At 72.2% G+C, this 17,166-nt stretch carries 14 protein-coding genes; 7 read left to right on the forward strand and 7 right to left on the reverse strand.

The features are described from left to right. Positions 1 to 30: 30 nt before the first annotated feature. Genes tal through pgl form a run of 4 tightly spaced genes read left to right on the forward strand, consistent with a single transcriptional unit; the run spans position 31 to position 4,553 of the window. Complete coding sequence (gene tal / locus ACFOSY_RS28190; RefSeq protein WP_394312030.1) at positions 31 to 1,149, forward strand: transaldolase; 1,119 nt, start codon at positions 31 to 33, stop codon at positions 1,147 to 1,149. A 4-nt stretch (positions 1,150 to 1,153) separates the two neighbouring features. Next, the gene (zwf, locus tag ACFOSY_RS28195; RefSeq protein WP_394312032.1) at positions 1,154 to 2,677 is read left to right on the forward strand and encodes a glucose-6-phosphate dehydrogenase; all 1,524 of its coding nucleotides are present in this window, start codon (positions 1,154 to 1,156) and stop codon (positions 2,675 to 2,677) included. Then, positions 2,674 to 3,771 carry a glucose-6-phosphate dehydrogenase assembly protein OpcA gene (gene opcA, locus ACFOSY_RS28200; RefSeq protein WP_394312034.1) on the forward strand — a complete coding sequence of 366 codons (1,098 nt, stop codon included), beginning with the start codon at positions 2,674 to 2,676 and terminating at the stop codon, positions 3,769 to 3,771. Before zwf ends, opcA begins: the two co-directional genes overlap by 4 nt. Next, complete coding sequence (gene pgl / locus ACFOSY_RS28205) at positions 3,768 to 4,553, forward strand: 6-phosphogluconolactonase (RefSeq protein WP_394312037.1); 786 nt, start codon at positions 3,768 to 3,770, stop codon at positions 4,551 to 4,553. Before opcA ends, pgl begins: the two co-directional genes overlap by 4 nt. A 116-nt stretch (positions 4,554 to 4,669) precedes the next feature. Here pgl and ACFOSY_RS28210 read toward each other — a convergent pair whose 3' ends face one another. The 5 genes from ACFOSY_RS28210 to ACFOSY_RS28230 form a co-directional block, all read right to left on the reverse strand. Further along, positions 4,670 to 5,509, reverse strand: coding sequence for a carbohydrate ABC transporter permease (locus ACFOSY_RS28210; RefSeq protein ID WP_394312040.1), 840 nt, complete (start codon positions 5,507 to 5,509; stop codon positions 4,670 to 4,672). Then, a complete protein-coding gene (locus tag ACFOSY_RS28215) occupies positions 5,506 to 6,870 on the reverse strand; it encodes an ABC transporter permease (protein ID WP_394312041.1) in 1,365 nt (454 codons plus the stop codon). The genes ACFOSY_RS28210 and ACFOSY_RS28215 overlap by 4 nt, the downstream gene beginning before the upstream one ends. Positions 6,871 to 6,875: 5 nt before the next feature. After that, a complete protein-coding gene (locus tag ACFOSY_RS28220; protein WP_394312044.1) occupies positions 6,876 to 8,204 on the reverse strand; it encodes an ABC transporter substrate-binding protein in 1,329 nt (442 codons plus the stop codon). Between the two features lie 47 nt (positions 8,205 to 8,251). Continuing rightward, positions 8,252 to 9,871 carry a glycoside hydrolase family 13 protein gene (locus tag ACFOSY_RS28225; protein WP_394312046.1) on the reverse strand — a complete coding sequence of 540 codons (1,620 nt, stop codon included), beginning with the start codon at positions 9,869 to 9,871 and terminating at the stop codon, positions 8,252 to 8,254. Between the two features lie 185 nt (positions 9,872 to 10,056). Continuing rightward, entirely contained in the window at positions 10,057 to 11,328 is a 1,272-nt protein-coding gene (locus ACFOSY_RS28230; protein WP_394312049.1) for an ABC transporter substrate-binding protein, read from the reverse strand. Positions 11,329 to 11,454: 126 nt separating this feature from the next. Here ACFOSY_RS28230 and ACFOSY_RS28235 point away from each other — a divergent pair, with 126 nt between their 5' ends. The 3 genes from ACFOSY_RS28235 to ACFOSY_RS28245 all read left to right on the forward strand — a co-directional run bounded on the left by ACFOSY_RS28235 (position 11,455) and on the right by ACFOSY_RS28245 (position 15,077). Next, positions 11,455 to 11,970 carry a PadR family transcriptional regulator gene (locus ACFOSY_RS28235; RefSeq protein ID WP_028960684.1) on the forward strand — a complete coding sequence of 172 codons (516 nt, stop codon included), beginning with the start codon at positions 11,455 to 11,457 and terminating at the stop codon, positions 11,968 to 11,970. Continuing rightward, the gene (locus ACFOSY_RS28240; protein WP_394312057.1) at positions 11,967 to 12,719 is read left to right on the forward strand and encodes an ABC transporter ATP-binding protein; all 753 of its coding nucleotides are present in this window, start codon (positions 11,967 to 11,969) and stop codon (positions 12,717 to 12,719) included. Before ACFOSY_RS28235 ends, ACFOSY_RS28240 begins: the two co-directional genes overlap by 4 nt. Before the next feature lie 75 nt (positions 12,720 to 12,794). Further along, a complete protein-coding gene (locus ACFOSY_RS28245) occupies positions 12,795 to 15,077 on the forward strand; it encodes an ABC transporter permease (protein WP_394312060.1) in 2,283 nt (760 codons plus the stop codon). A gap of 10 nt (positions 15,078 to 15,087) precedes the next feature. Here ACFOSY_RS28245 and ACFOSY_RS28250 read toward each other — a convergent pair whose 3' ends face one another. Together ACFOSY_RS28250 and pgi are read right to left on the reverse strand one after the other, a co-directional pair. After that, positions 15,088 to 16,026, reverse strand: a complete 939-nt coding sequence (locus ACFOSY_RS28250; RefSeq protein WP_394312062.1) for a DUF3824 domain-containing protein — start codon at positions 16,024 to 16,026, stop codon at positions 15,088 to 15,090. A gap of 110 nt (positions 16,027 to 16,136) precedes the next feature. Continuing rightward, positions 16,137 to 17,166, reverse strand: a 1,030-nt coding sequence (pgi, locus tag ACFOSY_RS28255) for a glucose-6-phosphate isomerase (RefSeq protein WP_394312065.1), incomplete at its 5' end; no start/stop codon positions are given.

Below are 17,166 nucleotides of genomic sequence, written 5' to 3' on the forward strand. Positions count from 1 at the left end.
CATATACGACACGTAGGAGATGGAATTTCCATGACAGACGCACTGAAGCGCCTTTCCGACGAGGGCGTCGCGATCTGGCTGGACGACCTGTCGCGCAAGCGGATCACCTCCGGCAACCTCGCCGAGCTGATCGACCAGCAGCACGTCGTGGGCGTCACCACCAACCCGACGATCTTCCAGAAGGCGATCTCCGAGGGCGACGGCTACGACACGCAGCTGACCGACCTCGCCGCCCGCAAGGTCACCGTCGAAGAGGCCGTCCGCATGATCACCACGGCGGACGTCCGTGACGCCGCCGACATCCTGCGCCCGGTCTTCGACGCCACCGGCGGCAAGGACGGCCGGGTGTCCATCGAGGTGGACCCGCGTCTGGCGCACGACACCCGCGCGACGGTCGCCGAGGCCAAGCAGCTCGCGTGGCTGGTGGACCGGCCGAACACCCTGATCAAGATCCCGGCGACCGAGGCGGGCATCCCGGCCATCGCCGAGGTCATCGGCCTGGGGATCAGCGTCAACGTCACGCTGATCTTCTCCCTGGAGCGCTACCGCAAGGTGATGGACGCGTTCCTGACCGGCCTGGAGAAGGCGAAGGCGCGCGGCCTGGACCTGTCGAAGATCCACTCCGTGGCGTCCTTCTTCGTGTCCCGTGTGGACACCGAGATCGACAAGCGGATCGACGCGCTCGGCACCGACGAGGCCAAGGCGCTGCGCGGCAAGGCCGCCATCGCCAACGCGCGTCTGGCGTACCAGGCGTACGAGGAGGTCTTCTCCACCGAGCGCTGGGCGGCGCTGGAGCGCGAGGGCGCCAACAAGCAGCGTCCGCTGTGGGCGTCGACCGGTGTGAAGGACAAGGCGTACAAGGCGACCATGTACGTCGACGAGCTGGTGGCGCCGAACACGGTGAACACCATGCCGGAGGCGACGCTGTTCGCCACCGAGGAGAAGGGCGAGATCCGGGGCGACGCGGTCTCCGGGACCTACGAGCAGGCGCGCGCCGACCTCGACGCGGTCGAGGCGCTCGGCATCTCCTACGACGAGGTGGTGCAGCTTCTGGAGGACGAGGGCGTCGACAAGTTCGAGGCGTCCTGGAACGACCTGCTGAAGTCGACCGAGGCGGAGCTCCAGCGCCTCGCCCCCTCGGAGGGCTGAGATCTTGTCGAGCAGCAATCCGCTGCGTGACCCCGCGGACCGACGGCTCCCGCGCATCGCGGGGCCGTCGGGCCTGGTCATCTTCGGCGTCACGGGTGACCTGTCACGCAAGAAGCTGATGCCGGCCGTGTACGACCTCGCCAACCGGGGGCTGCTGCCGCCGGGCTTCTCGCTGGTGGGCTTCGCCCGCCGGGAGTGGGCGAACGAGGACTTCGCGCAGGAGGTCCACGACGCGGTCAAGGAGCACGCGCGGACCCCCTTCCGTGAGGAGGTCTGGCAGCAGCTCATCCAGGGCATGCGCTTCGTGCAGGGCACCTTCGACGACGACGAGTCCTTCGAGCGGCTGCGCGGCACGATCGAGGAGCTGGACAAGGCACAGGGCACGGGCGGCAACTTCGCCTTCTACCTGTCGGTGCCGCCGCGGTCCTTCCCGGTGGTCATCCAGCAGCTGAAGAAGCACGGGCTGGCGGACCAGACGGGCGGCTCCTGGCGGCGCGCGGTCATCGAGAAGCCCTTCGGGCACGACCTGAAGTCGGCGGAGGAACTGAACGCCATCGTCCACGAGGTGTTCGCGCCGGACCAGGTCTTCCGGATCGACCACTACCTGGGCAAGGAAACGGTCCAGAACATCCTGGCGCTGCGGTTCGCCAACACGATGTTCGAACCGATCTGGAACCGGTCCTTCGTGGACCACGTGCAGATCACGATGGCCGAGGACATCGGCATCGGCGGCCGGGCCGGCTACTACGACGGCATCGGCGCCGCCCGCGACGTCATCCAGAACCACCTGCTCCAGCTGCTCGCGCTGACCGCGATGGAGGAGCCCGCCTCCTTCGACGCGGACGCGCTGGCCGCGGAGAAGACCAAGGTGCTCGGCGCCGTGCGGCTGCCGAAGGACCTGGGCCGCGACACCGTGCGCGGCCAGTACGCGGCCGGCTGGCAGGGTGGCGCGAAGGTCATCGGCTATCTGGAGGAGGAGGGCATCGACCGGTCCTCCAAGACCGACACCTACGCCGCGATCAAGGTGGGCATCGACAACCGCCGCTGGGCGGGCGTCCCCTTCTACCTGCGCACCGGCAAGCGGCTGGGCCGCCGGGTCACGGAGATCGCCGTGGTCTTCCAGCGGGCGCCGCACTCCCCCTTCGACACCACGGCCACCGAGGAGCTCGGCCAGAACGCCATCGTGATCCGCGTCCAGCCGGACGAGGGCGTCACGGTGCGGTTCGGCTCCAAGGTGCCGGGCACGTCGATGGAGATCCGGGACGTGTCGATGGACTTCGCGTACGGCGAGTCGTTCACCGAGTCCAGCCCGGAGGCGTACGAACGGCTGATCCTCGACGTCCTGCTCGGCGACTCCAACCTCTTCCCGCGCACGGAGGAGGTCGAGCTGTCCTGGAAGATCCTCGACCCGATCGAGGAGTACTGGGACGCGCACGGCACGCCGGCCCAGTACCAGGCCGGCACCTGGGGACCCGTCGAGGCGGACGAAATGCTCGAGCGAGACGGACGGAGCTGGCGCCGGCCATGAAGACAGACCTCACGGACACCACGGCCAGCCAGATCAACAAGGCGCTGGTGAAGGCCCGGCGGGCCATCGGCACGCCGGCCGTCGGCATGGTGCTGACCCTGGTCATCGTGACGGACGAGGAGAACGCCTACGACGCCCTGAAGGCGGCCGGCGACGCCTCGCGCGAGCACCCCTCGCGCACCCTGGTCGTCGTCAAGCGCGTCTCCCGCTCCCCGCGCGACCGGACGCAGTCGCGGCTGGACGCCGAGGTGCGGGTCGGCGCGGACGCCGGCACGGGCGAGACGGTGGTGCTGCGGCTGCACGGCGAGGTCGTCGACCACGCCCAGTCGGTGGTGCTGCCGCTGCTGCTGCCGGACGCCCCGGTGGTGGTGTGGTGGCCGGTCAACGCGCCGCTGGACCCGGCGAGCGACCCGCTGGGCGCGCTGGCCCAGCGCCGGGTGACCGACACCTACGCCTGCGAGCAGCCGGTGAAGGAACTGGCCGCCCGCGCCGACGCCTACACCCCGGGCGACACGGACCTGTCGTGGACCCGCATCACGCCGTGGCGTTCGATGCTGGCCGCCGCGCTGGACCAGGTCGCCTGCCAGGTGCAGGGCGTCGAGGTGGAGGGCGAGGAGTTCAATCCGAGCTGCGAGCTGCTGGCGATGTGGCTCGCGGACCGGCTGGACGTCCCCGTGCGGCGCACCCGTTCGGCGGGGCCGGGTCTCACGGCGGTCCGCATGGACACCGACTGCGGCCCGATCGTGCTGGACCGCGCCGACGGTTCGCTGGCGACGCTGGCCATCCAGGGGCAGCCCAAGCGCGCGGTGGCGCTCAAGCGCCGGGACACGGCGGAGCTGATCGCGGAGGAGCTGCGGCGGCTGGACCCGGACGACACCTACGCGTCGGCCCTGCGGTACGGGGTGGAGCGGCTGAAGCAGGGGGGCGGCGGTGACGCGCCGGCCAAAGGAGAACGGAGGGCCGGGGAACGGGACGCCGGGGAACGGGACGCCGGGGAACGGGAAGCCGTCCCCGCTCCCGTCGAGTCGGCTGCGAAAGGTCCCGCGGCCGAGGCGACGGAGGAAGCACCGGTGACGAGGGCGGCGGCGAAGTGAGTACGGCACCGCAGCTGGTCGTGCACCGGGACAAGGAGCTGATGGCGCAGGCCGCGGCGGCCCGGCTGATCACCAGGATCGTGGACGCGCAGTCCTCGCGGGGCGAGGCGTCGGTCGTGCTGACCGGGGGCCGCAACGGCAACGGCCTGCTGGCCGCGCTGGCCGCCGCCCCGGCCCGGGACGCGGTCGACTGGTCGCGCCTGGACCTGTGGTGGGGCGACGAGCGGTTCCTGCCCGAGGGCGACCCGGACCGCAACGTCACCCAGGCCCGCGAGGCGCTGCTGGACGCGGTGCCGCTGGACCCGGAGCGCGTGCACGCCATGCCCGCGTCGGACGGTCCGCACGGCACGGACGTGGAGGCGGCGGCCGCCGCCTACGCGGCCGAACTGGCCGCTGCGGCGGGCCCGGAGGACCACGGCCCGGTGCCGTCCTTCGACGTCCTGATGCTGGGCGTGGGCCCGGACACGCATGTGGCGTCCCTGTTCCCCGAACTGCCCGCGGTCCGCGAGACGGAGCGCACGGTGGTCGGCGTCCACGGCGCCCCGAAGCCCCCGCCGACCCGGGTCACCCTCACCCTGCCCGCGATCCGCGCGGCCCGCGAGGTGTGGCTGCTGGCGGCGGGCGAGGACAAGGCGGAGGCGGCCGCGATCGCCCTCTCGGGCGCGGGCGAGATCCAGGCCCCGGCCGCGGGAGCGCACGGCCGCACCCGCACCCTGTGGCTCCTGGACGCGGCGGCGGCGTCCCAGCTGCCGAGGAATCTGTATCCGGCGGCATCGGCGTAGCCGGAGGGGCTGGATGTAGTCCCTCCGGCGTTCGAGGAGCGGGGGTCCGGGGGCAGCGCCCCCGGGGACGGGAAGGGAAGGGGCGGAGGGGGCGACAACCCTCCCCGCCCCACCCCCTACTTCACCGACCCCGCCATGACTCCCTGCACGAAGTGCCGCTGGAACGCGAAGAACACGACCACCGGCACCACCAGCGACAGGAACGCCCCCGGCGCCAGCACATCCACATTGCTGCCGAACTGCCGGATCTGCGACTGCAGTTCCACCGTCAGCGGCTGCGACGAGCTGTCCGCGAACAACAGCGCCACCAGCATGTCGTTCCACACCCACAGGAACTGGAAGATGGCGAGGCTGGCGATCGCCGGCCGCCCCACCGGCAGCACCAGCCGGGTGAAGATCCGCCACTCGCTGCCGCCGTCCATCCGCGCGGCCTCCAGCATCTCCTTCGGCATCTCCGCGAAGTAGTTCCGCAGCAGGAACACCGCGAACGGCAGCCCGTACGCCACGTGGAACAGCACCACGCCGGGGATGGTCCCGAACAGGCCGAGCTGGCCGAAGAGTTTGGCGACCGGCAGCAGACCGATCTGCACGGGCACCACCAAGAGCGCCACCACGACCAGGAACACCGTGTCCCGTCCGGGGAACTCCAGCCAGGCGAAGGCGTATCCGGCGAGCGCGGCGACGACCACGACGAGCACGGTGGTGGGCACCGAGATCAGCACGGTGTTCCAGAACGCCTGGGTGATGCCGGAGTTCTCCAGCAGCGCCGAGTAGTTGTCGAAGGACAGCTGCCCGGGGCTGGTGAACACGGTCCACCAGCCGCCCTTCGCGGTGTCCTCGGCGGACCGCAGCGAGGACAGGAACAGACCGGCCAGCGGGGTCATCCACACCAGCCCGATCACCACCAGGAAGGCCTGCACCACCGCGTTGCCCAGGCCGCGACGGATCGCGTTCATCGCTGACTCCTCTTGAACCGGCGGACGTTGAACACCATGGCCGGGATGACCAGGAGCAGCAGCAGGACGCCGAGCGCGCTGCCCAGCCCCTGGTTGTTGCCGCCGCCGAAGGACACCAGCCACATCTGGGTCGCGAGGACGGTCGCGTCCTCCTGCACGGGTCCGGGCGCGATGATGTAGACGAGGTCGAAGACCTTCATCACGTTGATCACCAGCGTCACGAAGACCACGGTCAGGACCGGCGCGAGCAGCGGCACGGTGATCCTCCGGAAGATCTGCCACTCGTTGGCGCCGTCCATCCGGGCCGCCTCCAGCGCGTCCCGGGGCAGCGTGGACAGGCCGGCCCCGATCAGCACCATCGCGAACCCGGTCCAGATCCACAGGTACGCCCCGATGATGGCCGGGGTGACGAGCGCCGGGCCGAGCCAGGACACACCCTCGTAGGGCGGTGCGAAGTTGTCCGAGGGCAGCTTCAGCGCGTACGAGCCGTCGTCGAGGCCGGTGAAGCGGAAGGAGCCGTCGGACCCGGTGGTGGTGCTCGCGACCTTCTTCCCGTCGCGCACCGCCTCGACGGTCACGCCGGGCAGTCCGCTCTCCTTCTCGTCGACCTCGCCCTGTTTGCCTCCCCCGCCGGGCGTGAAGTCCAGGTAGACCACGCCGCGCACCTCGTCCGGGGCGGCCGTGTCCGACGCCGCCTTCGACGCGGGTTCGGCGTCGCCGGGCAGGTCCTTGGGGGCGACGCCGACCAGGCCGAGCGCCGCCGTGCCGCCGGGTGAGACGTCCGCCGCCGTGACGTAGGAGCCGTCCGGTTCCTTGGTCAGGCCCTGGCCGTCGCGGGCGCGAGCGGTGGGGTAGGAGGAGCTGCCCGTGAAGGCGTCGTGCACGGAGACGACGGCCGCGTTGAGGACGCCCTTGTCGGGGTCCTCGTCGTAGGCGAGGCGGAAGATGATGCCGGCGGCCAGGAAGGACACCGCCATCGGCATGAACAGCAGCAGTTTGAAGGCGGTGGCCCAGCGCACCTTCTCCACCAGCACGGCGAGGATCAGGCCGAGGCCGGTCAGCAGGGTCGGGGCCACGACGACCCAGACGGCCGTGTTGCGGACGGCCTTGAGGGTGGCCGGGTCGCGGAACATCTCGGCGTAGTTCTCGCCGCCGACGAACTCGGTGCCGGAGGCGTCGAAGAAGCTGCGGCCGACGGAGAACAGGACCGGGTAGACGACCAGCGCGCCGAGCAGCAGCAGCGCGGGGAGCGCGAACAGCAGGGCGACGATCCGGCCGCGCCGGCGCAGGCGCCGCCCGCGCGCGCCGTCGGGGCGCGCGGGGGCGGGCGGGGTCGCCTCTTTGATGAGTGTGGCGGTCATGGCCGTCAGTTCCCGTAGGCCTTGGCGGCGGCCTTCTCCAGCTCGGCCGCGGTCTTCCGCGGGTCGGACGGGTCGCGCAGGAAGTCCTGGAGGATCTTCCACTCGCCGGCGCCCTTGGTGCCGCCGAAGGCCGCGGGAGCCTGGTCGGACATGTCGAAGCGGACCGAGTCGCCGGCCGCGACCAGGGACTCGGCGGTGGCGCGGGTGACGTCGTCGCCGTAGGAGGCGAGGTCGAGCTTCTTGTTCGGGGAGAGGAAGCCGCCCGCCTCGGCCCAGACGGCCGCGGCCTCGGGACCGGCCAGGTACTCGACGAGCGCCATGCCGGCCTCGCTGTTCTTGCCGTCCTTGAGGACGACGGCCGCGTCGCCGCCGCTGACCACGGGCGCCTCACCGCCGCCGACCGGCGGGAACGGGAAGAAGTTCGCGTCGGTGCCGATGGTCCGGCCGAACTGGTCCTTGGCGACGCCGGCCACGAAGTCGCCCTCGTAGACCATGGCGGCCTCGGCCTTGGGTCCGAAGACCTTCTCCACCGAGCCGGGGAAGTCGGTGTTCAGGGCGCCCTTCTGGCCGCCCGCGATCAGCTGCTTGTCCTTGAACAGCTTGCCGAGGGTGGTGAGCGCCTCGACCACGGTCGGGTCGGTCCACTTGATCTCGTGGGCGGCGAGGGCGTCGTACTTCTCGGGTCCGGCCTGGGAGAGGTAGACGTTCTCGAACCAGTCGGTGAGGGTCCAGCCGTCCTGGCCGGCGACGGAGAAGGCGGCGAGCCCGGAGTCGGAGACGGTCCGGCCGTTCTTCAGCATCTCGTCGTAGGTCTTGGGCTCGGCGACGCCGGCCTGTTCGAGCGCCTCGGGGCTGTACCAGACGGTCGACTTGTGGGCGGCCTTGAAGTAGAGGCCGTACAGGGTGCCGTCGACGCTGCCGTAGTCCTGCCAGACCTTGGCGAAGTTGGCGCCCACCGCGGACTTGACCTTCTCGTCCAGCGGCTTGAGCCAGCCCTGGTCGGCGAACTGCTTGAGCACGCCGACCTGCGGGACCATCACGACGTCGGGGGCGTTGCCGCCCTCGATCTTGCTGCCGACGACGGTGGAGACGTTGTCTCCGGTGGAGACGAACTGGGTCTTGGCGCCGGTCTTCTCGGTGAAGGCGTCGAGCACCTTCTGGAAGTTCTCCTGCTCGCTGCCGGACCAGACGCCGGCCACGGTGACGGTCTGGCCGCTGAGCGCCTTGTCGCCGCCGCCGGCGGTGACGGGATCGCCGCTTCCGCAGGCGGTCGCGCCGAGCGCGAGGACGAGGGCGGTGCATCCGGCGAGCAGGGTGGTACGTCGTCGCATCATCATCGATGTCCCTTCGGGAAGTACGGGAGTTGACCGGGCGTGCGTGTTCAGGCGCCGTCGATCCACCAGGCGGCGGTGGAGCCGGGCAGTTCCCCGGGGCGGCAGGGGCCGCTGGCGAGCAGCGGGGTGCCGGCGACCGGGGCGGGTACGGGGGCGGTGCCGAAGTTGACGGCGCAGACGAGGTCGTCGCGGGTGAAGGCGAGGACGCCGGGCTGGGTGTCCAGCCAGCGCAGCGTGCCCTCGCCCAGCTGGGTCAGCGCGGACCGCAGCTGGAGGCCGTCGCGGTACAGGTGCCAGGAGGAGCGGGTGTCGGCCAGCGCCCGCTCGGTGGCGTGCTCGGCGAACCACTCGGGCTGCGGCAGCCACGGTTTGGCGCCCTCGGCCCCGGAGGTGAAGCCGAACGGCGAGGCCTGTCCGGACCAGGGCAGCGGCACCCGGCAGCCGTCCCGGATGCGGGCGCGGCTGCCGGTGCGGCGGAAGATCGGGTCGGTGAGCACGTCGTCGGGCAGGTCGACGACCTCGGGCAGGCCGAGCTCCTCGCCCTGGTAGATGTAGGCGGCGCCGGGCAGCGCGAGCATCAGCAGCGCGGCGGCGCGGGCGCGGGCGGCGCCGAGTCCGCCGGCCTCGGGGGCGGGTTCGCCGTAGCGGGTGACGGTGCGCACCTGGTCGTGGTTGTTGAGCACCCAGGTGACGGTCGAGCCGGTGCCGGCGATGTCCTGCATGGCCTCGGAGATGACCTTGCGGAAGGCGTCGGCGTCCCAGGGCGCGCCGAGCAGGTCGAAGAAGAACGCCTGGTGGAGCTCGTCCGGGCGGACGTAGCGGGCGTGTTCGCGGGCGGTGGGCACGGAGACCTCGCCGACCAGGAGGCGTTCGCGGCCGTCGCGGGCGGTGTACTCCTCGCACACCGCGCGCCAGTGCCGCCACACGTCGTGCACCTCGGGCTGGTTCCAGGCGAGGGGGTTGACCGAGTCGCGGGTGCGGGCGTCGGCCTCGGGGTCCGGGGAGTCGGGCAGTTCGGGGTGCTTGAACAGGCCGGCGGCGACGTCGATACGGAAGCCGTCGACGCCCCGGTCCAGCCAGAACCGCAGGACGTGGTCGAACTCGGCGGCGACCTCGGGGTTGCGCCAGTTCCAGTCGGGCTGTTCGGGCGTGAACATGTGCAGGTACCACTGGCCGGGGCGGCCGTCCGCCTCGGTGACGCGGGTCCAGGCGGGGCCGCCGAACATGGCGTGCCAGTTGTTGGGCGGCTCGGCTCCGCCGGGGCCGCGGCCGTCGGCGAAGTGGAAGCGGGCCCGCTCGGGGCTGCCGGGGGCGGCGGCCAGCGCCTCGCGGAACCAGGGGTGCTCGCTGGAGCAGTGGTTGGGCACGATGTCGAGCAGCACCCGGATGCCGAGGCGGCGGGCGGCGGCCATCAGCCGGTCGAACTCGTCGAGGTCGCCGTAGACGGGGTCGACGTCGCGGTAGTCGGCGACGTCGTAGCCGTGGTCGTGCTGGGGCGAGGGGTAGAACGGGCTGAGCCATATCCCGTCCACGCCGAGCTTCTTGAGGTAGGGCAGTCCCGCCCTGACCCCGGCGAGATCGCCGATGCCGTCCCCGGTGCTGTCCAGAAAGCTCCGGACGTACACCTGGTAGATCACCGCGTCACGCCACCAATGGTGCCTGTTCACCCCGATTGACCTGTCTGTGAGGAGCGCTGCTGGTTATGCATGCATGTTAGGTAGTGGTGAACAGCGGGTGTCAATGAACGTGCGCAAGCTACCGGGAGGTTACGGGGAGCAAGCCGGATGAACCAGGACGTTTCCGGCACGAACGAGACGTGCGCGTTACCTAACATGTAACTAGAGAGGGTGGTTCAGCGAGCGGAGACGGCGGCCAGTTCCGCCGCCAGCCGGCGCACCGCGGCCTCGGGGGTCTGCCGCCCGCTCATCGCGTCGTGCACCACCGCCTGCACCACCAGGCTCACCTGGTCGTAGCGCGGGCTCTTGGGCCGCGGCGCGGCGGCCAGCACGCTCTCGCGCAGGGTCGGCAGGTAGGGGAACCGGCGCACCAGCTCCGGGTCGTCGTACAGGTCCGCGCGTACGGGCGGCAGCGCGCCGCGGGTGAGGACCTGGCGCTGCACCCGCTCGCTGGTGAGGTACGCGAGCAGGCGGGCGGCGGAGTCGGGGTGCCGGGCGTGGCTGCTGACGGCCAGGTTGGACCCGCCGAGCACGCTGGTGCCGGGGCCGTCAGGGCCCGGCAGGGGCACGGCGCCGACCTTCCCCGCGACCCTCGAGCCGGGCGCGGAGGCGGCGACGTACGCGTAGGGCCAGTTGCGCAGGAAGAGCAGCCGGCCGTCCTGGAAGGCCCGCTTGGACTCCTCCTCCTTGTACGCCAGCGCCTCCTTCGGGATCCAGCCCTCGCGGACCCCGCGGGCCAGGAAGCCGATGCCCTTGCGGGCCGCCCGGGAGTCCACGGTGACGCGTTCGCCCTCGTCGCCGAGGATCGTGCCGCCCGCCGAGTAGACGGCCTCGGCGGCGTTCACCGTGAGCCCCTCGTAGGGGAGGAACTGGCCCGCGTAGCCGTCCAGTCCGTGCGCGGGGGCGAGGGTCTTCGCCGCCCGCTCCAGTTCGGCCCAGGTGCGCGGCGGCGGGACGCCCGCCTCGTCGAGGACGTCCTTGCGGTACAGCAGCAGCCCGGCGTTGGTCACGTACGGGACGGCGTACAGCCGGTCGTCGTAGGTGGCCGTGCCGACGACCGGGGGCAGGAAGGCGTCCAGCGGGAACCGGTCGCGGGGCAGCGGGCGGATCCAGCCGGCGGCGGCGAACTCCGAGGTCCAGCTGACGTCGATGTTCAGCACGTCGAAGCGGCCGCCCTCGCCCGCCCGCAGGTCGGTGATCATCTGCGCGCGGGTCTCGTCGGCGGAGTCGGGCAGTTCGACGAGGGTGACCTCCTCGCCGGGATGGGTGCGGTTCCAGCCGTCGAGGACGGAGCCGAGATAGCCGGTGAGGTCGCCGGCGGTGGCCAGGGTGAGCGGTCCGCGCCCGTCCCCCGGGCCGTCGTCGGCGCTCGCGCCGGAGGCGACGTAACCGGTCAGAACGACGACCAGGACGAGAAGGCCCCTACCCGCGGCATGGATCCACCGCATAGGTTCCCTCCTGTACACCGGCACCCGGGCACCCTTGCCGGGGTCAGAGGCCATGTATACCCGTTAGGTATGGGCGATACTAGGTCCTGCGGCACATTACCCAGGAGCGCGAGGAGGAGAGCACGAGTGCGGCTGCCCCTCCTGGCGCTGCTCGCCCGCGGCCCGGCGCACGGATACGAGCTCAAGCAGGACCTTGAGCAACTGCTGGGCGCCGCGTACCCTCAGCCGAACGTCGGCCAGATCTACGTCACTCTCGGCCGCCTCGAGAAGACGGGGCTGATCGAGGGCGAGGCCATCGAGCAGTCGAGCCGGCCGAACAAGAAGGTCTACCACCTCACCGAGGCCGGGCACGAGGCGCTGCGCGCCTGGTTCGAGGAGACGGCGGACGAGCCGCGGGTGCGGGACGAGTTCTTCATGAAGCTGGCCCTGGCCCCGCAGACCGGGCTCGCCGACCAGATCTCCCTGATCAACCGCCAGCGCCGCCAGTATCTGAACACCATGCGGCAGCTGTCGAAGCTGGCCGCCGCCGAGGACCGGGACAACCGCATCTCCCATCTGCTGATCGAGGGCGCGATGCTGCACCTTCAGGCCGATCTCGACTGGCTGGAGCGGTGTCAGGAAGAGCTGGAGGAGCTTCAGTGAGCGAGAGCGACGCTCCCCTGCTGCGTGCCGAAGGCCTGGTCAAGACCCACCACGGCGAGGGCGCCCCGGCGCACGCCGTGCGCGGCGTCGGCCTGCGGGTGACCCGCGGCGAGTTCGTGGCGGTCACCGGCCCCTCCGGCGCCGGCAAGTCCACGCTGCTGCATCTGCTCGGCGGGCTCCAGCGGCCGGACGAGGGCAGCATCTGGCTGGACGGCGAGTGCGCCGACGGCTGGAGCGAGGCGCGCTGGGCGGTGGAGCGGCGGCGGCGCATCGGGATCGTGTTCCAGTTCTTCAACCTGGTCTCCGACCTGTCGGTGGCGGACAACGTGGAGCTGCCCGCGCTGCTCGCGGGCGTTCCGCCGAAGAAGGCCCGTGCCGGGCGCCGGGAGCTGCTCGCCGAGCTGGGCCTGGAGGGCAAGGAGCGGAGCATGCCGCGCGAGCTGTCCGGCGGTGAGCAGCAACGGGTCGCCCTGGCCCGGGCGCTGGTCAACCATCCGCCGCTGCTGCTGGCCGACGAGCCCGCGGGCAGCCTGGACAGCAGGGGGACGCGCGAGGTGATGCGGCTGCTGTCCCGCTTCCACCAGCGCGGGCAGACGATCGTGCTGGTCACGCACGACGCCCGGCTGGCGAGCGCCGCGGACCGGGTGATCTCGTTCTTCGACGGCCGGATAGCCGACGACGCCACCCTCGACGCGGGCCCGCCGCCGCGCCGGGCCGGCGCGTCCGGCGTGCTGGAGCTCAGGGACTGACATGCGTGTGACCCGCCGACATGCCGCGAAGGCCCGCATACGCGTCCACGACCGACCCGCGAAGGGCTGAGGCCGGTGCGAGCGACTCTGCGCTGGGCGCACTCCGATCTGCGCACGCACCGCGGCGAGGCGCTGTTCCTGGTGCTCGCCACCGCGGGCATCGTGGTGTCCCTGCTGCTGGCCACGGCCCTGTTCGGCTACGCCACCAACCCCTGGCAGCGCGTCTTCACCCAGGCGCACGGCGCCCACGTCACCCTGCACACCACCGCCTCCGCCGACGCCGGCGCCCTGACCGGCCTGGAGGGGGTGCGGTCGGTCGCCGGCCCCTACCCCACCTCCTCGCTCACCCTCGCCTCCCAGGGCGGCCGCGCCTCCGTCGAGGTGCGCGGCACCGCGGACCGGCCCGAGGTGGGCCGCCCGATCGTCACCTCGGGGCACTGGCTGGACGCGGCCACGCCCGACGGCGTGGTGCTGGAGAGCGGGCTGGCCCGCGCCCTGCTCACCGGTCCCGGCGACACCCTCACCGTGCCCGGCACCGCGCGGCGGTTCACCGTGGTCGGCGTCGCGGACAGCGCGGAGCCGCGGTTCCGGCCGGGCGAGCGGGCGGGGCTGGTGTGGGCGCTGCCCTCGGCGGTGCCGGACCCGGACGGTCAGGTGATCGGGCTGCGGCTGGCCGACCCGGGCGACACCGGGTACGCCGTGCAGCGGGCGGTGACCCGGCTGGGCGCCGGGGCGATCGGCGAGGTGGCGACCTGGCAGCAGGCACGCGCCGAGGCGCAGGGCGACAACCGGCTGCTGGGGCAGGTGCTGGGCCTGTTCGGGCTGGGCGCGCTGGCCGCCGCCGGGTTCGCCGTGCACGGCGCGATCACCACCCGGATCCGCGGCCATCTGCGGGACATCTCCGTGCTCAAGGCGATCGGCTTCACCCCCGGTCAGGTGGTGCGCGTCTTCCTGATCCAGCATCTCGGCTACGCCCTGCTGGGGGCGGTGGCCGCCGCCGCGCTCACCGAGGCGCTGGGCGGAGAGGTCCCGGGACGGCTCGGGGACGCGGTCGACGTGTGGCAGGGGCTGCCCGGGCACACCGGAGCGCTGATCGTGGTGCCGGTGGGGGCGGTGCTGTTCATCGGCGCGACCACCGGGCTGGCCGCCTGGCGGGCGGGCCGGGTACCGCCGGTGCCGGTGCCGCGTCCGGCCGCGGCGCCGGCGGGGCGGCTGAGCGGGGCGGCGCGCCGGGCGCTGGGCGCGCGGGTGCCCCCGGCGCTGGTGCTGGGCTGGCACAAGGCGTTCACCCGGCGGCCGCGGTCGCTGGGCGCGGTGGCCAGGCTGGCGCTGCCGCTGCTGCTGATCGTGGTGGCGCTGAGCGCCTGGACGACGATCGAACGCTTCCACAGCGCCCCCGAGCGGATCGGGCTGCCCGCGGCGCTCAGCGTGCGCGCCGACGCCTCGCTCGACGACCGGGAGGCGCGGGAGCTGCTGGAGAGCGATCCGCAGGTCGCCGCCGCCTACCCGGGTGTGGAGGTGGCCGCGCTGGTCCCCGGCCAGACCGCGACGATCGCCCTGCGCGGGTACGGCACCCGCGCGGACCCGTACCCGTTCACGCTGGCGGAGGGCAGGCCGGCGCTCGGTCCGGACGAGGCGGTGGCCGGGCAGGGGCTGCTCGACCTGCTGCACGTCCGGGTGGGCGACTGGGTGCGGATGACCGTCGGCGACCGCCCGCAGATCCTGCACATCGTGGGCCGCAGCATCGAACCGGAGAACGCCGGCCGGGTCATCTCCACCTCGCTCGACACCCTCCGCGCCAACGACCCCGGGATGCGGCCCGGCCTCCACCAGCTCCGTCTCGAGCCCGGCGCGGACCCGGCCGAGGTGGCGGCGCGGCTCGCGGCGGAGGGCCGCGGCCATCTGGACGTGCACACCGTGGCCAACCCGGCGGACGGGCTGTCCCCGCTGCGCGCGGTGGTTCTCGGGCTGGTCGTGGTGCTGGCCCTGATCGGTCTGGTGGAACTGCTGACGGCGATCGGCGGCACCGTCCGCGAGGGCGAGCGCGACCTGCTGGCGCTGAAGGCCGTGGGCCTGTCACCCCGGCAGATCACCGCGGTCACGGTCGTCGCCACCGCCGGTACGGCCCTGGCGGCGGTGCTCCTCGCCACCGCGCTGGGGCTGCCGCTGGCGCACTGGCTGATCGACGCCCAGGGCAGGTCGAGCGGTATCGGCGCGGGGATCGCCCGGCTGCCCTCCGCCGCGCTGCTGGTGCTGCTCGGCGGGGCCGCCGTGCTGGGCGCCGCCGCCCTGGCCGCCGTCCCGGCCGCCCGCGCGGCCCGCCGCCGCCTCGCGGACACGCTGAGCGCGGTGGCCTGAGCGGCGCCCTTCACGGGCCGTAGGGGGCCTGGGGGTTGTAGGGGGCGTAGGGGTTGCCGCCGGTGCCGGGCGCGTAGGGACTCCCGCCGGTGCCGGGCGCGTACGGGCTCCCCGTGCCGGGCGCGTACGGGTTGCCCTGGGGCGGGACGTACGGGTGCCCGGTCGGGGCGCCCGGGGGCATCGGCGGGACGGGGCCCGGGACCGGCGGGTGGCCGGCCGGGTGCGCGCCGAGCCGGATGCCGTAGCGCCGCCTGAGCCGGCCGGTCTCCAGGAGGGCGATCGCCGTGACGGTCACCGGGGCGCCGAGGATGAAGACGACGCCGAGGGTGAGACCGAGTCCGTGCAGGTCGCCGGTGACCAGGTCGGGGACCGCCACCAGCCAGCTGGTGACCGTGGAGAGCAGCGCGGGCAGACAGCGGTGCACGGCGCCGGTGCCGAAGAAGTTGCCGGTGACCCGGAAGGCTCCACGGGCGACGAAGACGAGCATCCACATCATCGCCGCGCCTCCCGCGATGATGACGAGAGGGCTGTGGGTGGCGTTGGTGGTCTGCACGAGCAGCGCCAGCGCGACGACGGAGCCGATGAACAGCAGCAACAGCGCGAGGGAGTTGAGGAGCGGTGTCCTCAACTGCCGCAGCGTGCCGGTGCGCCGCCAGACGAGGAGCATCACGCCGACCGTGACGGGGGTGAGGAACAGCAGCACCGCCGAGGCGGTGAGGGCGTTCTCCAGCAGCTCCGTGACGTCGAAGCCGCCCTCCAGCACGGTGTACACGCCGATGGACGCCACCGCTCCGGCGATGACCCGGATGCGCTTGAGCCTGTCGATGGCCGGGTCGAGCGACGGCGGGATCCACGCCGGGTGGAAGACCGCCTCCGCCACCTTGTGGGGCTTCAGGAAGCTCCGCGCCGTGAGTGTGCCGCCCGTCCACCGGCCGATCGTACGTGCCACTTCGTGTTCCCCCGAGTGCTCGCCGTGATCTTCGACCCGGCGATTGTACGGGAGCGGACGAAGGCTCACCGCCCGCTCCCGTACGCCGCGTACGGCCACCTACGCCGTGGTCAGCGGCGTCCGCGCAGCTCCCGGTAGGCGGCGACCAGGGCCTTCGTCGACGGGTCGAGGCCGGGGACGTCGGCGCCCTCGGTGAGGGCGGGCTCGACGCGCTTGGCGAGCACCTTGCCGAGTTCGACGCCCCACTGGTCGAAGGAGTCGATGTTCCAGACGGCGCCCTGCACGAACACCTTGTGCTCGTAGAGCGCGACCAGCTGGCCCAGCACGGACGGGGTGAGCGCGGGGGCGACGATGGTGGTGGTGGGGTGGTTGCCCTGGAACGTCTTGTGCGGGACCAGCTCCTCGGGCACCCCCTCGGCGCGCACCTCGTCCGGGGTCTTGCCGAAGGCCAGCGCCTGCGTCTGCGCGAAGAAGTTGGCCATCAGCAGGTCGTGCTGCGCCTTGAGTCCGTCACTCAGCTCCTCCGCGGGCTCGGCGAAGCCGATGAAGTCGGCGGGGACGAGCTTCGTTCCCTGGTGGATCAACTGGTAGTAGGCGTGCTGCCCGTTGGTGCCCGGGGTGCCCCACACGACGGGACCGGTCTGCCAGTCGACCTCGCGTCCGTCCCGGCCGACGTACTTGCCGTTGGACTCCATGTCGAGCTGCTGGAGGTAGGCCGTGAACTTCGACAGGTAGTGCGAGTACGGCAGCACCGCGTGCGACTGCGCGTCGTGGAAGTTGTTGTACCAGATCCCCAACAGGCCCATCAGCAGCGGCGCGTTGGCCTCCGGCGGGGCCGTGCGGAAGTGCTCGTCGACGATCCGGAACCCGTCCAGCATCTCCCGGAACCGGTCCGGACCGATCGCGATCATCAGCGACAGCCCGATCGCCGAGTCGTAGGAGTACCGTCCGCCGACCCAGTCCCAGAATTCGAACATGTTCGCCGTGTCGATGCCGAACCCGGCGACCTTCCCGGCGTTCGTCGACAGCGCCACGAAATGCCGGGCGACGGCGGCCTCGTCCTTGAGGGCGTCCAGCAGCCAGGTGCGGGCGGACGTGGCGTTGGTGACCGTCTCGATCGTGGTGAACGTCTTCGACGCC

This window comes from Streptomyces lusitanus (assembly GCF_042647945.1).
Classification (GTDB): Bacteria; Actinomycetota; Actinomycetes; order Streptomycetales; family Streptomycetaceae; genus Streptomyces; species Streptomyces pseudogriseolus.

Coding starts and splice junctions, on each gene's coding strand:
- tal (WP_394312030.1), top strand. CDS start 31: ATGACAGACGCACTGAAGCGCCTTTCCGACGAGGGCGTCGCGATCTGG.
- opcA (WP_394312034.1), top strand. CDS start 2,674: ATGAAGACAGACCTCACGGACACCACGGCCAGCCAGATCAACAAGGCG.
- ACFOSY_RS28210 (WP_394312040.1), bottom strand. CDS start 5,509: ATGAACGCGATCCGTCGCGGCCTGGGCAACGCGGTGGTGCAGGCCTTC.
- ACFOSY_RS28215 (WP_394312041.1), bottom strand. CDS start 6,870: ATGACCGCCACACTCATCAAAGAGGCGACCCCGCCCGCCCCCGCGCGC.
- ACFOSY_RS28220 (WP_394312044.1), bottom strand. CDS start 8,204: ATGATGCGACGACGTACCACCCTGCTCGCCGGATGCACCGCCCTCGTC.
- ACFOSY_RS28230 (WP_394312049.1), bottom strand. CDS start 11,328: ATGCGGTGGATCCATGCCGCGGGTAGGGGCCTTCTCGTCCTGGTCGTC.